At 61.8% G+C, this 14,211-nt stretch carries 13 protein-coding genes; all 13 read left to right on the top strand.

The annotated features are described in order from the left end of the window. The first annotated feature begins 86 nt into the window (after nt 1–86). Complete coding sequence (locus tag G552_RS0107925) at nt 87–2,372, top strand: diguanylate cyclase domain-containing protein (protein ID WP_027882557.1); 2,286 nt, start codon at nt 87–89, stop codon at nt 2,370–2,372. A gap of 81 nt (nt 2,373–2,453) precedes the next feature. After that, the gene (locus tag G552_RS0107930; RefSeq protein WP_027882558.1) at nt 2,454–3,458 is read left to right on the top strand and encodes an isocitrate/isopropylmalate dehydrogenase family protein; all 1,005 of its coding nucleotides are present in this window, start codon (nt 2,454–2,456) and stop codon (nt 3,456–3,458) included. Nucleotides 3,459–3,612: 154 nt separating this feature from the next. Then, nucleotides 3,613–4,749, top strand: a complete 1,137-nt coding sequence (gene pilM, locus G552_RS0107935) for a type IV pilus assembly protein PilM (RefSeq protein WP_027882559.1) — start codon at nt 3,613–3,615, stop codon at nt 4,747–4,749. Further along, nucleotides 4,742–5,407: a competence protein gene (locus tag G552_RS0107940; RefSeq protein ID WP_027882560.1), complete on the top strand. Its 666-nt coding sequence runs from the start codon at nt 4,742–4,744 to the stop codon at nt 5,405–5,407. The genes pilM and G552_RS0107940 overlap by 8 nt, the downstream gene beginning before the upstream one ends. Before the next feature lies 1 nt (nt 5,408). Then, nucleotides 5,409–6,011 carry a type IV pilus inner membrane component PilO gene (locus G552_RS0107945; protein WP_027882561.1) on the top strand — a complete coding sequence of 201 codons (603 nt, stop codon included), beginning with the start codon at nt 5,409–5,411 and terminating at the stop codon, nt 6,009–6,011. Further along, nucleotides 6,008–7,039 carry a hypothetical protein gene (locus G552_RS0107950; RefSeq protein ID WP_027882562.1) on the top strand — a complete coding sequence of 344 codons (1,032 nt, stop codon included), beginning with the start codon at nt 6,008–6,010 and terminating at the stop codon, nt 7,037–7,039. The genes G552_RS0107945 and G552_RS0107950 overlap by 4 nt, the downstream gene beginning before the upstream one ends. A gap of 9 nt (nt 7,040–7,048) precedes the next feature. Continuing rightward, the gene (locus G552_RS0107955) at nt 7,049–8,578 is read left to right on the top strand and encodes a secretin N-terminal domain-containing protein (RefSeq protein ID WP_027882563.1); all 1,530 of its coding nucleotides are present in this window, start codon (nt 7,049–7,051) and stop codon (nt 8,576–8,578) included. Nucleotides 8,579–8,669: 91 nt separating this feature from the next. Continuing rightward, a complete protein-coding gene (aroC, locus tag G552_RS0107960) occupies nt 8,670–9,821 on the top strand; it encodes a chorismate synthase (protein ID WP_027882564.1) in 1,152 nt (383 codons plus the stop codon). Nucleotides 9,822–9,867: 46 nt separating this feature from the next. Beyond that, nucleotides 9,868–10,413: a shikimate kinase gene (locus G552_RS0107965; RefSeq protein WP_027882568.1), complete on the top strand. Its 546-nt coding sequence runs from the start codon at nt 9,868–9,870 to the stop codon at nt 10,411–10,413. After that, on the top strand, nt 10,394–11,428 hold the full coding sequence (locus tag G552_RS0107970; protein WP_027882565.1) for a 3-dehydroquinate synthase: 1,035 nt from the start codon (nt 10,394–10,396) through the stop codon (nt 11,426–11,428). Before G552_RS0107965 ends, G552_RS0107970 begins: the two co-directional genes overlap by 20 nt. A gap of 120 nt (nt 11,429–11,548) precedes the next feature. Next, complete coding sequence (locus G552_RS0107975; protein WP_027882566.1) at nt 11,549–12,802, top strand: beta-propeller fold lactonase family protein; 1,254 nt, start codon at nt 11,549–11,551, stop codon at nt 12,800–12,802. Nucleotides 12,803–12,923: 121 nt separating this feature from the next. Continuing rightward, the gene (locus G552_RS0107980) at nt 12,924–13,784 is read left to right on the top strand and encodes a response regulator (protein ID WP_027882567.1); all 861 of its coding nucleotides are present in this window, start codon (nt 12,924–12,926) and stop codon (nt 13,782–13,784) included. A 180-nt stretch (nt 13,785–13,964) separates the two neighbouring features. After that, nucleotides 13,965–14,211 (top strand): helix-turn-helix domain-containing protein (locus tag G552_RS15000; RefSeq protein ID WP_156890698.1); only part of this gene is annotated, 247 nt, incomplete at its 3' end.

A 14,211-nucleotide genomic window follows, 5' to 3' on the forward strand; every position in this document is an offset into this window, starting at 1 on the left:
AGACACCCGCCTTACCTCCCTCCACTCAAAGATGAAGTGGATGTCACCAGGCAAACGCCTAGGTTTTTCTGCTATATTAGCGCCAAATGCAAATGCGCTTCTGGGAAGAACGGCTAGCCTGGGGAATGGTGGCCCTTTGTGCTCTAGGCTACGCCTTAGTTCCCCTCTTCCCAACCCTGCGCCCCTATGAACTCCCCCTGCTTATGGTGGTGGTGGCCGCTTTGGCTTCGGCCCACAGCTGGTGGGGCGGGGCTATGGCCTTGGTTGTGGCCCTTCTGGTCGAGACGGTGCGCTACAGCCAACCCTTCGACTTAGAAGAGGCCTTCTTTTTGCTTCTAGCAGCCTTTCTAGCCGACCTGCTGGGCCGGCGGCTGCGGCGGAGCCTATGGCGGCACAAAAAGGTTTCCCGGCAGCTCGATCTGTTGCTACGGGCTTTGCGGGAAAGCGAGTCGTTGGGTAGCCAGAAGGCTATCCTAAAAGCCCTGCCTGAACTGGTACAGCTGGATGAAACCGGCCATGTCTCGGTGTGGGAACCTTTTCCGGATGGTCTACGGTTGGTAGTGGCCCGGGGTATGGAGCGGTCAAATATCGAACGGCTGCCTTTTAGAAGCGTGGTAGGCCGTGCGTATTCAACCCGGCAAACTGTACTGATTAAGGACGTCAGCCAAGAACCAGACTACGTTCGCGCTGGCGGCTATCTTACCCTTAGCGAGCTGGCCCTTCCCATCTTTGATGGGCACCTGGTAGTGGCCATCCTGAACCTCGAGCGTACCACTCCCTTTGACCCCTGGGAGGTGGAAGGACTACAACAGTTCGCCCAAGCCGTCGGCCTACGCCTAAGCCAGCTAGCCGAACATCAAGAGGCCCAACTCATCGCTCAGCTCAGCAGCAGCCTAACCTCTGCCGAAACTTTGGAGGGACTGGCCCAACGGGCCACCGTTCTGCTCTGCTCAGCCCTGGGAGCCTCCTCTGCCGCCCTCTTTGAGCAAAAAGGCGAACGCTTTCGTGCCCTGGGGCTAGGGGGCCAACCGCACCCCGACGATATGCGCTTAGCACAGGAAGGCATCCCCCTCGAGCAGGGCCTGATCTGGGAGGTCTACCGCAGTCAGCGCCCCTACTACAGCCATTCCTATCCACAGGAACCCTCGGCCATCCCTCAGGTAGCGGCTCACGGGATTGTAGCCATGGCCCTGCACCCGATTCCTCTGGCCGACACCCCCCGTAGCCGCTACGTACTGGTATTGGGCTACGCTTCTGAGAAAAGCTGGAATGAGCGGGAAAAAAACCTGCTGGCCTCAGCCTGCCGCACCATCGGTCTGGCCTTGGAGCGCATTCTAAGCCAACAACACCTACAGGTATTGCTAGGCCTCAGCCAGCAAATAGCCAGTGCCCCAGAGGCGGAGCTGTACCGTCTCATCCTGCAAAGCGCCGTGGCGCAGGTTCCAGGGGCCACTGCTGGTAGCCTTTTGGTCTGGCAGAACGGGTGCTTTAGTTTTCGCGCCTCTGTGGGCTTCGACCTCGAGGCCTTGCGAGGCATCGAGTTTAGCCAGGAAGAGCAGATGGCCTGGTACAGCGGCCCCCCAGAAGACTGGCAGGCTGGCAAACCGCGCATCCTACGAGGCACCGAGGTTTTACAGGCCAGCCAACGGGCTCGAGGCCAGATTGTCTTTCAAAAAGAAAGCCGCAGCGAAGAGATACAAACCAACCTTTGCATCCCTATCGCCTATCAAGGGCGCATCCTGGCCGTGCTCAACCTAGACAACACATTCGACAGCCAAGCCTTTGGCCCGGACTCCTTGCGCGTAGCCCAACTCTTCGTGCCCCCCATCGCCGCGGTGCTGCACGAACTGCACCACCGCCAGATGCTAGAAAATGCGGCCTCGACCGACTCTCTGACTGGCCTGCCCAACCGCCGGGCTTTTGACCAGCGCTTCGAAGAAGAAATCAGTAAGGCCAAGCGCTACCATTACCCCATCAGCCTGCTGGTGATGGACCTTTCCGGCTTCAAACAGATTAACGACCGCTTAGGCCATGCCGTAGGCGACCAAGCCCTGGTAGCGGTAGCCCAAGCCCTACAGCGTCAGCGCCGCAACGGGGATGGCTTGTTCCGCTGGGGCGGAGACGAGTTTGCCGCTATCCTCCTCCATGCCGATGGCCCCAGAGCCCTGGTTGCTGCAAGGCGTTACGCTAGAGCTATCGCCGAACTGCAATTCCAGGGCCTACCCCTAGGGGTCAACATCGGCATCGCCAGCCTGCCCAATGACGGCAGCGACCACGACACCCTGCTCCAGGTAGCCGATACCCGGATGTACCAGGCCAAAGCCCAGCACACTACTTTGGTCGCCCCCTCCGAAGGCGGCTACGCCGGTTGAGCCGGTTTTCGATAGAATGGGGCGCACAACGCCACCTGGGCCTATGCCTATGGGGGATTTTGTGCCCAAGGAGTACGGGAGATGAAAAGCTATAAAATCTGCTTGATTGAAGGTGACGGTATCGGCCATGAGGTAATTCCTGCGGCCAAGCTGGTTTTGCAGGCCACCGGGCTTAAGCTCGAGTTCGTTGAGGCCCAGGCAGGCTGGGAAACCTTCGAGCGAATAGGTATCTCGGTGCCTGAGGAGACCCTCGAGGCCGTCACCCATACCGACGCAACCCTGTTTGGCGCAGCCACCAGCCCCACCAAAAAAGTTCCGGGGTTTTTTGGGGCCATCCGCTACATGCGCCGCAAACTCGACCTGTTTGCCAACGTACGCCCGGCCAAACACCACCCCATTCCGGGCTCGAGGCCAGGCGTGGATCTAGTGGTGGTGCGGGAAAACACCGAGGGGCTGTACGTAGAGCAGGAGCGCAGCTACCTGGAGGGGGAGATTGCCATTGCCGACACGGTGATTACCCGCAAGGCCAGCGCCCGCATCGGCCAGTACGCTGCCCGGCTGGCGGCCAGCCGCCCCCGCAAACAACTCCACGTGGCCCATAAAGCCAACGTACTCCCCATGACCCAGGGCCTGTTTATGAACACCGTGCTGGGAGAAGCGGCCCGGTTTCCCGAGGTTAAAACCCAGGACATCATTATTGACAACTGCGCCATGCAGCTGGTGCGCAATCCCGAGCGCTTCGACGTGATCGTCACCACCAACCTGTTCGGCGACATCCTCTCCGACCTGACCGCGGGCCTGGTGGGCGGGCTGGGCATTGCCGCCAGCGGCAACATAGGCGAGAAGTACGCTGTCTTCGAACCGGTTCACGGCAGCGCCCCGGACATTGCCGGAAAGGGCATCGCCAACCCCGCCGCGGCCATCCTCTCGGCAGCCATGATGCTGGAGCACCTGGGCGAGGCCCAAGTGGCCCATCGTATCGAAGCCGCTGTCGACAAGGTACTGGCCGAGGGCCCCCGCACTCCCGACCTAGGTGGTCACGCCACCACCCTAGAGTTCGCCGAGGCCGTAGCCCGGGCTTTGTAAAAGGCTGGTGCTGTGGGCCTCGAGTCCAGGTTCTTTATTGCGCAAATGTACCACCACGAGGTTAAAGGCTGGGTAAGGTAGTTCATATGGGCACTGCTACGGCGATTCACCGTGTTATACTGGCACGTAGCTTTAGAGTGGGAAAGGGGGCAGCGTGCGTGATTTCTTTGGCGGGTTACTAAGACCCAGGGTCGAGGCCATAGGTCTCGAGATTGGGTCGGCCAACATCAAGATGGTCGAGCTGTCCGGGACTCCCCCCAGCCTGAAGAACCTAAGCATCAGGCCTACACCTCCGGGGGTCATCCAGGAGGGCTCCATCACCGAACCGGGCGCTCTGACCGACCTCATCAAAGAAATGCTGGCGGAGATGCGCACCCGCAAGCGTTACGTGGTTACGGCAGCCAGCAATCTGGCGGTCATCACACACACCTTGCAGGTGCCCAAGATGCCCATTAAGCAGATGGAGGAAGCGGTGCGCTGGGAAGCGGAGCGCTACATTCCCTTCCCTATCGACGAGGTGGTGCTGGATTATGCACCCTTAGACCCCCTCGAGGCCATCCCCGAGGGCGAGCAAATGGATGTCGTCGTCGGGGCAGCCCGGCAGGAAACCGTGGCTAGCCTGGTGGAGGCCCTAAAGGCCTCGGAGCTTGAACCGCTGGTGATCGACGTAAAGCCCTTCGCTGGCCTGCGCACCCTCACCAATCGGCTGGTGGCCACCGACCGCGAGCCCATCACCCTGTTCCTGGAGATCGGGGCCGAGTCCTCAGCCCTGGTGCTCACCCGGGGAGAGCGGCTTTTGCTAAACCGTGTGATCAACCTATCCGGCAAGGACTTTACCACAGCCATTGCCAAGGCCTTCAACCTCGACCTCATGGATGCCGAGGAAGCCAAAAAGAACTACGGCCTGGCCACCATTCCCACCGAAGATGAGGATCTGCTTTTGGACTTCGATGCCGAGCGGGAGCGCTTCAACCCGGCCCGCATGTACGATGCCATCCGCCCGGTGCTGGTTGAGCTGACCACCGAGCTACGGCGAAGCTTGGAGTTTTTCCGGGTGCAGGTTGGCGACCTTGGCGTAGACCAAGGTTTTGTGGCGGGTGGGGGCAGCAAGCTACGCAGTCTGGTGCCACTTTTGGGCGATACCCTAGGCATTCCGCTGGAAACCGCCGACCCCTGGCAGGGCATCCAGATCGACAAAAGCCGTTTCGACCTCGAGTACCTGCGCGGCCTCGCACCGGAGTTTACCGTTCCGGTGGGGCTGGCTTTGCGGGGGGTGAATCCGCTTGATTAAGCTCAACCTCCTGCCCAAAAACCTGCGCCGCCGGGTCGAGCCGGGCTGGTGGCGGCTGGTAGCTGCGGCGGTGGTGCTGGCGGTCTTGGGGGTGGTAGCCTTCCTGCATCTCTCCACCTTATCCCAGGTTCAGGCCCTACAAAACCAGCGCGACCAGCTACAAGTGGAAGTAGACGTGCTCAGGCCTTTTATCGCCGAGCAGAACCGGCTCAACCAGCAGCAGCGCGAGCTCGAGCAGCTCCTATCGGTACGCAACCAACTGCGCGAGCGCTTTGTGCCCTGGTCCGATAACCTGGCCCAGGTTATCAACCAGATTCCCCGGGAGGGCCGTCGCTTCGGGGTAGCCCTGCGCAGCATCGGCAGCAAAGTCCTCACCCCCCAGGAAATCCAAAGCAACCAACAAAGTGGCCTCTACGACGGCAAGCCGGTCACCGTGGAGTTCAGCCTACAAGGCGAAGCCATCGGACAGAATGCGCTAATCCGCTTTGTGGAGGCCTTTGAAACCTCGCCCCGCTTCGGCATCAACTTCCAAAACGCCAGCCTGGATCAACAGCGGCAGCTTTATACCTTCGGGGCAACGATTGGCCTGGTCAGCCAACCCCAGGCCACCGCCAGCAACACCACAGGAGGTGAAGGCAGTGATAGCCCTTCTCGCTAGAATGGGCCAGCGCGAATGGGCCATCGTGGCCATGGTTGCGGCTGTGCTGCTGGGTATGATCTGGTACTTCCTGATAACCCAGCCGCTTCAAGACCGCATTCCCGAACTACAGGCCGAGGTAGATCGCCTGACCACCGAGCGCGACCGGGGTCGGGCGGCTCAGCGCGCCCTGCCCCAGCTGCGCGAAACTATTGCCCGCCTCGAGGCCGAACGCCAGCAGTTCCTGCGCGAGTTGCCCCCGACCGAGCAGCTCGGTCGGGTTCTGGCCTCGCTGGCCCAACAAGCTCGGGAAAGCGGCGTGGTGCTGCGCAGCCTTAGCCGGGGGGCTGGGGACAACCAGGGTGTGGCGGGTGTACGGGCTACCAACTTAGCCCTGCAGGTAGAGTCACCTTTCCCCGAGCTATATGTCTTCCTAAGAAACCTCGAGGGCCTTCAGCGCTTCGCCACCATCTCCGGCCTAAACCTATCCCTGGGTGGCAGTGGGCCAGCCGCTACGGAAGCCCAGGCTACCAATCCCATTATCAATACCAGCCTGACCATGACGGTCTACACCTACACCGGGCAGGCCCAAAGTGGGCAAGCTCAACCCGGAGGTCGGCCGTGAACTTCCTCCAGCGCATGCCCCAATCGGCTAAGATCGCTCTGGCCTCTGCCCTGCTGATCGGGGCCGTGGCGGTCTGGTACCTGGGCTTTTTCCGCCCCAGTCAGACTGCGCAACAGCCCTCCACTCCGATCCCTACCCCTGCACCCGTGGGTACCCCTACCACCCCTGCTACGCCACCAGCAACCACTGCCCGGCCCCTCGAGGTACTCCCCCTGCCCTTCTTGGTGACAGAGACTCCCCGGCCCAGCGAAGCGGAGGAACCCGAGAAAACCTCGGCCAACGCTGCTCTGGCCCGCCCCCGGGTAACGGTGCCCCCCAACCCCTTCGTTCCCCTAATTATCGAAACCGCCGCTCCTGCCCCAACCCCAACCGCCATGGCCAGCCCACCCACTCCTGCACCTGCAGTGACGGCGCAGCCCATTCCCAGCCAGACCACGCGGGTTCAGGTTCGCCAGCCCACCACGGCCCTGCCTAGCCCCAGCCTGCCAGGTACCCGCCCTACCCCCTTGGCAAGCTCGGCTGCCCCTGCAGGAGAGGCTCGTTTAGCCCCGGTTGCACCCCGCACCACCCTGCCCAGCGCGGCTCCTTTGGGTAGTGGCATGCTGCCTATCCGGCTGGCCCCGCTAGAACGCGAGCTCAGCACTACGCCTGCCCCAGCCCAGGAGGCTGCTGCCCTAGATGGGCAACCCCCCTCAACCAGCGGCAGTAGCAGCCTAGACTTCGCTCGAGCCGAGATAGATACCCGGTTAGCCCAGGTGCTCGAGCCTAAAAGCAGCCTGGCCAGGAGCCCGGAAATCGTTCAGGAAAGCAGCCTGGCTCGCTTTGTGCGTGAGCTAAACCTGCGGCTTTCGGGTGTGGTTCTAGGCCCAACCAGTGTGGCCATCTTCCAGACTAAGGATGGATTTGTGGTGCTGCCTGTAGGGCGCACCCTCCCCGGCAGCGACGTGCTGCTCAAAAGTCTGAGCGCTAGAGAAGCCCTCTTGGTACAAGGTTCGGAGAGCCTGAACCTGACGATAGATACTCCCTAGGCGGTGAATATGAAGCGATTTCTTGCCCTTCTGGTGGTGTTGAGTCTGGCGTTGGCCCAAGGCACCCTGCCCCGGGATGCCCGCTTCGACCAGCCCGTAAGCAACATCGGCGTCAACCTACCTTTGCCAGCCCTCCTGGACGCGCTGGCCCGCAGCGTGGGGCTCTCCCCCATTCTGCGGGATGTCCCCAATGTGAGCGTGACCGCCGATATCGACAAAAAACCCTTCCGCCAGGTCTGGGATCTGCTCATCGCCACCTATGGCGATGGGCGCATCACGTATGCCCTGCTGGAAAACAACGTGATCGTAGTGGGGCCTAAGGAAGTGGTGGATCGGGCTCGAGGGCAGGTGGATCAGCCTTCGGCCCAGCCGGGTGAGCCGGTGGTCCGGGAGTTCTATCAGGTGCGCTCGGGCGAGCCTACAGCCCTGGCCGCCCTTGTCCAACAGGAAGTGCCCGGGATTACCGTGCGGGTGGTGCCTGGGCAAAACGTCCTGGTCATCACCGGTACGGCTCGCCAGCAGGCCGAGGCCCTGGCCATCCTACAGCGGGTGGATGTACCCCGGGTCAGCGCCCCCACTGCGCCGGTGGTACAAAAATCCTTTGCCCTTTCCCACAGCCGTGCAGTTGAGCTGGCCGAGGTGCTGAGCAAGGCCATCACCGCCCAGGCCCAAGGCCCCGCTCCGGCTCAGGGCCAGGCCCAGCCAGCAGCCCCAACCGCCCCCCAGGTTACGGTGGTGGCTGAGCCCCGCACCAACACCCTCATCGTTACTGGCTCGGCTGAGCAAATTGCCCTGGCCGAGCGCCTTATTCCCACCCTAGATCGCCCAATTCAACAAGTGCAGCTCCAGATTCGGGTACAGGCCGTGCAGGGCGAGGTCATCCGCAACCTGGGCATTAAATGGGAAACCGTCTCGGGCGGCAACCTGATCGCCAGCTTCCTCTCCACTGGCCTCAACCTGATCTTCGACGCCACCCGCAGCCTGGCCTCGCTCAACATCCGAGCCGTACTGGACGCGCTGGAAAAGCAAAACCTCTCCCGCCGCCTGAGCGATGCCAACGTGCTGGTGGAAGACAACTACGGGGCCGATACCTCCGACATCCGGGCCACCGGGGCTCGGGGTGCCGAGATTAAGGTAGGCGGGCGCCTGCTGATTCCCATCCGGCTGGCCGACCAGGTCACGGTGCGGGAGTTCGACTACGGCCTGTTGGTACGGGTACGCCCGCAGATTACCGCCGATGGGAACATTTTGCTCGAGGTCTTCACCCAGACCGGGGGTGACCCGGTCGATGGGCCTAGCGGTAGTATCCGCATCCCCCAGGAGACCACGCTATCCAAGCTGCGCATCCGCGACGGTCAGACGGTGGTACTGGGCGGCCTGATTCAAAAAGTAACCGATACTTCGGAGAACAAGGTGCCCCTGCTGGGCGATATCCCTCTATTAGGGGAGCTTTTCAAGCAACGCACCTCCTCGGTTAAGGACGATGAGCTGATCGTGATTATCACCGGCAACATTGTCAAAGACACGGCCCAGCGCTAAGCCTCTATTTATCGCGAAAGCCGGGCTTGGCCCGGCTTTTTTGTTGAGCTTCGGATTTTGGACAAAAGGGCAAGTGTGCTAGATTCTGTACATGCGTTTTCTGACTGCTGGAGAATCCCACGGGCCCCAGCTCACCGGGATTGTGGAGGGCCTGCCCAGCCAGCTTCCCCTAACGGTAGAAGACATCAACCCCTGGCTCAAGAAGCGGCAGGGCGGCTATGGGCGCGGGCGGCGAATGGTCATCGAGACCGATACGGTGGAGTTTGCCAGCGGGGTACGGGCAGGCCGCACCACCGGCGCACCGGTAACCCTAGTCATCCGCAACGCCGACTACCGCAACTGGGCCGAGATCATGGACCCTGCCCCCGGCAATGAGCCCCGCAAAAAAGCCCTTACCGCTGCCCGGCCCGGCCATGCCGACTTAGCTGGGGGCATCAAGTACGCTCACAAAGACCTGCGCGACGTCCTCGAGCGGGCCAGCGCCCGCGAGACCGCCATGCGGGTGGCTGTAGGGGCCATCGCCCATAAGCTGCTCTCCTACTTCGGGGTGGAAAGCGCCTCTTTTGTGGCGGGCATGGCCGGGGTCTGGAGCCAGGTGCCCTTCGACTGGAGCCTAAAGGCTCGGGTGGAAGAGAGCCCGGTGCGCATGACCGACCCCCAGGCCGAGGCTGAGGTTATCCGCCGCATCGACGAGGCTAAAGCCCAAGGCGACACGCTAGGCGGCATCATCGAGGCGCGTTTCCGCGGCTTGGTGGTGGGGCTGGGCTCACAAATGCACTGGGAGCGCAAGCTCGATGGGCGCATTGCCCAGATGGTCATGAGCATCCCCGCGGTCAAGGGAGTGGAAATCGGCCAAGGCTTTGAAAACGCCATGCGCCCTGGCTCCCAGGTGCACGACCCCATCTACTGGGCGCCAGACCGTGGCTACTATCGCCAGAGCAACCGTGCGGGCGGCACCGAGGCGGGAATGACTACCGGTGAGGAACTGGTGGTGCGGGCTGCGCTCAAGCCCATCGCCACCCTGATGAAACCGCTGCCCACCGTGGATGTACAAACCCACCAACCTGCCGATGCGGCCCGTGAACGCTCCGACACCACTGCTGTTCCCGCGGCCAGCGTCATCCTGGAGGCCCTGGTAGGCATCGTACTGGCCCAGGCCTATCTGGAAAAGTTCGGTGGCGACACGCTGGAAGAGCTGGTGGAACGGGTGGAGCGCTATAAAAAGCGGACCCTGGCCTACTGAGGCTGAGGAGCCATGCCTAGAAGCCGGGATTTTGCCCTTTCCGCCTATGCTCGAGGTTGAACGCCCCGTTACCTGGGTGGCCCTGACCGGTTTTATGGGGGTGGGCAAAAGCCACATCGGACGGGAACTGGCCCGGGCCCTTCTGCTCCATTTCATCGATCTAGATCGTTACATCGAGCGGCAGATGGGGCTTTCGGTAGCCGATATCTTCCGCCACCTGGGTGAGGCCACCTTCCGCCAGCTCGAGGCCGAGGCCGTGGCTGAGCTGGTACAGAAAGACTTCCTGGTACTCTCGCTGGGCGGGGGCACCTTCGTGAACCCAGAAAACCGCATGCGGCTTTTGCAGCGGGGGCCGGTGGTGGCCCTGTGGGCCAGCCCGCAAACCATCCTCGAGCGCATCAGCCGCCGCCCCGGCCAACGCCCCATCCTGGACGCCCCCGATCCCTTCGAGCGTATCCAGAAGCTCTATGCCGAACGGGAAGGCATCTATCACCAGGCCCCCTTACATGTCTCGACCGATGGCCGGCGGCCAGGCGAAGTAGTGGAAGAAATCATCCAGCAGCTATGGACCCATGCGAAAGCTAGCGATTAGACACCCCATCCCCTACCCCATTCACATCGGGCAGGGCCTCGAGGTGCCCCAAACCCACGGCCCCCGGGCCATGCTTTACGACCAGGCAGTGCAGGGCTTTGCGCAAAAGCTGGCTTCTCGGCTGGAAATTGCTGCCTGCCTAGGTCTTTCCGGCGGCGAAGAGGCTAAAACCCTGGCCAGCTACGGCCAGGTACTCTCCTGGCTAGCCCAGCAGGCCCTACCCCGCGACACCACCCTCTACCTGGTGGGGGGAGGAACGCTAACCGACCTGGGGGGGTTTGTGGCCGCCACCTATCTGCGAGGGGTGGGCTATATCAGCCTGCCCACCACCACTTTGGCCATAGTGGACGCCTCGTTGGGGAATAAAACCGGGATTAACCTTCCCGAAGGAAAGAACCTAGTGGGAGCCTTTCATGCCCCCCTGGGCGTCTACGCCGACCTCGAGGCCCTCCAGACGCTACCCCTACCTACCTTCAAACAGGGGCTGGTAGAGGCTTTCAAACACGGCATCATCGCCGGGGACCAAGCCCTAACCCAGGTAGAAGCCCTGACCCCAGGGTGGGCAGGCCTGGAAGACTACCTGGCCCGTGCGGTGGCAGTCAAGCTAACCATCGTGGAAGCCGACCCCAACGAGACTGGCGAGCGTCGCAAGCTCAACCTGGGCCACACCCTGGCCCACGCCCTCGAGGGGGCCACGCAAGGCGGCCTGCCCCACGGGGTAGCGGTGGCCTATGGCCTGCTCTTCGCGGCCCTGTTGGGCCAGGCTCACGGCGGAGACGATCTGGTGCCCACTGTGCTCAGCCTACTGCGCTGGCTGGCCCCACCTCCTCTACCCCCTTTGGCCTGGGATGACCTGGTTCCCTACCTGAGCCGGGACAAAAAGAAGCGGGGGGATACACTCCACTGGGTGATACCCCTGGGCATGGGCCACCTGTTGATCCGGCCCGTAGCCCAAACCGTACTGCGAAGCTGCTACGAGGCGTTTCGCGCCCTGGCCCCGAGCCAGAAAACCTAGCTTGGAAAGCAACCGCAAATTATCTGCGCTTTCGCGTTATACGAAAAAATCCTACTTTTTTGCGGTATACCCTCCCCCCGTGTACAATCATCCCCGTCAAGCCAAACCAGGAGGTGAAGTGTGAGCGAGAATGCCCTCGACCGCCGCACATTCATTAAAGCCACCGGCACTACGCTGGCCGCAGGCCTTCTGGCCCAGGCCGCCCCAGGCCAGGCCCAGAGCGCACAAAAGCCGGTTTGGTCGGATTATGTTGTTTTCCTCAACGCCAACGCCAAGGCCTACATCGTGGATACCCGCACCGATGCGGTGGTTGCCGCCCTCGAGACCGCCCGGGGGGCCACCCTGGGCAGCATGACCCCCGACGCCAAAAAAGTCTATGTAAGCGGGGCCGCCGAGGGCGAGAACCGGGTGGTGGTGCTGGATATGGAGCGGCTGCAGGTGGCCAAGGTGATCCAGACTGGCAACCGGCCCAAGCACGGCCTGGTCAGCCCGGATGGCCGGCGGGTAGGGGTGGACCACTGGGGTCTGAGCGAGGGTAAGCTGCGACTGGTCTTCCTCCAGACCGGCGACGACAGCATTGAAAAAGTGCTGGAACTCGAGGTGAAAAACGCCCCCAAAGGGGTTACCTCCATGCACAACGCCTGGAGCTGGGACTCCCGCTACTTCTACAGCGTGGATCGGGTGGACGACCGGCTGATTGTGGTCGACACCCGCGACTTCTCGGTGCGCACCTTCGCCTCGCCCAGCGTACCCCACTACCCGGTCATCTCGCCCGATGGTAAGGAGCTGTGGCTGATTCACGAGGGCAACGCCCAGGTACGCCCGGGCATCGTGGTCTTCGACCTGACCAAGCCTGGGCTGCCCATCCTGGCCCAGATGGACATGCCACTCATCGGCGAGGAAGCCGTCGAGGCCCACCACGGCAACTTCAGCCAGGACGGGCGCTACTTCTTGGCCCTCAACCGCGGCCCCGGCAACAACCTGCGCGGGCGGGAGGTGGCCATCTACAACGCCCGCACCAAGCGGCTTTTGCACCGCTTAAGCTGCGCCAGCACCGGGGTGGGGCACGCCTACAACAGCCCCGACGGGCGCCGCTGCATCGCCACCAACTACGGCAACAACGTGGTCACCGTCATCGACCTGCTGGGCCTGCGCACCATCAAGGACGTGGTCGCCGGCAAAGGGCGGATGGGCCACGCGGTCTTCACCCCCGACGGGGCCTTTGCCTACCTTTCCAACGCCGACGGCAACCTTTACAAGCTGGATATGGGTCGGCTCGAGGTGGTCAAAACTATTCCCACCGGGGAAAGCAGCGGTGGAGGCCAGGTCATCAACGTCTGGACCAATATCTTTGAGGAACTACCTCGAGGCTAACCAAGTAGACCTTGGCACAAAAGCGGGGTTTGGGCTAGGCCAAGCCCCGCTTTTGTCTTGCCTAGGTTATGGTCACAGGTCACTAGACAAAACGGGATATGGGCCTACCATTGTTGTAGCTATGCAAGGAGCCAAAGTTCTAGTCGTCGACGACAGCACCAGCGTGCGTAAAGTGCTGGAGCGTCTGCTCTCCACTCGAGGTCTGACGGTTACCACTAGTGAGACAGCCGAGCAAGGCCTCGAGGCCATCCGCCACAACCCGCCTCACCTGGTCATCGCCGACGTGGTTATGCCGGGAATGAGCGGTTTTGAGCTGTGCGAAATGCTCAAACTGAACAAAACCACCCAGGCTGTGCCGGTCATCCTGATCTCGGGCATCGTCAACGACGAAATCGTAGCCCAAGCACGGCAGGCAGGTGCTTTTGATGTGGTTTCCAAACCTTTCACCCCCGACGATCTTTTTCCCAAAATCGAACGCGCCCTGAACGCCACCCATCAGGCCCAGGAGGCCTCTGTTTCTCCCCCTGCGCCCGATACGCTTTCGTCTTCAACCACGCCACCGCCCCCTGCTCCCTCCCCTCAAGCCGAAGCCGCGCCCTCGAGCCCCCATACCCCTGGCCCCGCACAGCCTTTGCTCGAGGCCCTGAAGCCCTTCCTGGAAAAACCCGAAATCGAAAGTGTGGGTGTGATCAGCCACGCAGGCCAGATGGTGACCTGGCAGGGCCAAAACCTAGAAGAACCAGAGCTACTGGCCACCTACCTCCACACCCTACTCTCCATCGCGGGTGTGATGGGGGAAAAGTATCATCTCTCCTCCGTCCAAAACCTTGGCCTCGAGTACCTAGGCAAAACCCTCCTGCTTAGCCGCATCGATCAACAGTTCTCGCTGGTGCTTTTGCTGCGTGGAACGGGAGGTACAGGCGTGGTGCGCTACCTGGTGCTCAAGCAAATGTCCTTGCTCAAGGCTGCTTTGAACAATTGATCTCGCCCCCTAAGAGAACTTTCCGCCACCCAGCTGGGTGGCCATTTTCGCTCGCCCGATGGAACCCGCACCTCGGGCACACCCCCACCACTGGGCAGGGGTGTGAACCTGGACGGACACATGTGAGACTCTAAGCTGGGATAAAAAGAGGGGAACCAACCAAGAAAGGAGGTTCCCCAGGTGCAGTTTACCACCGTTGGCCGAGAGATATGGCAAGGCGCTAGACAAGCACAGAGGCTGGCCGAGGCCAAAGCAGGCGACCCAGAGGTCAAGGAACGTCTGCGCAAGCTCCGACTGGTCAAAGCCCTGCGTGAAAGTAAAAAGAGCTGGAAGGAGATCCAGGACCTGGTCGGGATCAGCCGGGCCACCTACCACCGCTGGAAAAAAGCCCTAAAAGAAAAGGGCCTGGCCGGACTCAAACCCCGCT

The sequence above is a fragment of the Meiothermus rufus DSM 22234 genome (assembly GCF_000423425.1).
Classification (GTDB): Bacteria; Deinococcota; Deinococci; order Deinococcales; family Thermaceae; genus Meiothermus; species Meiothermus rufus.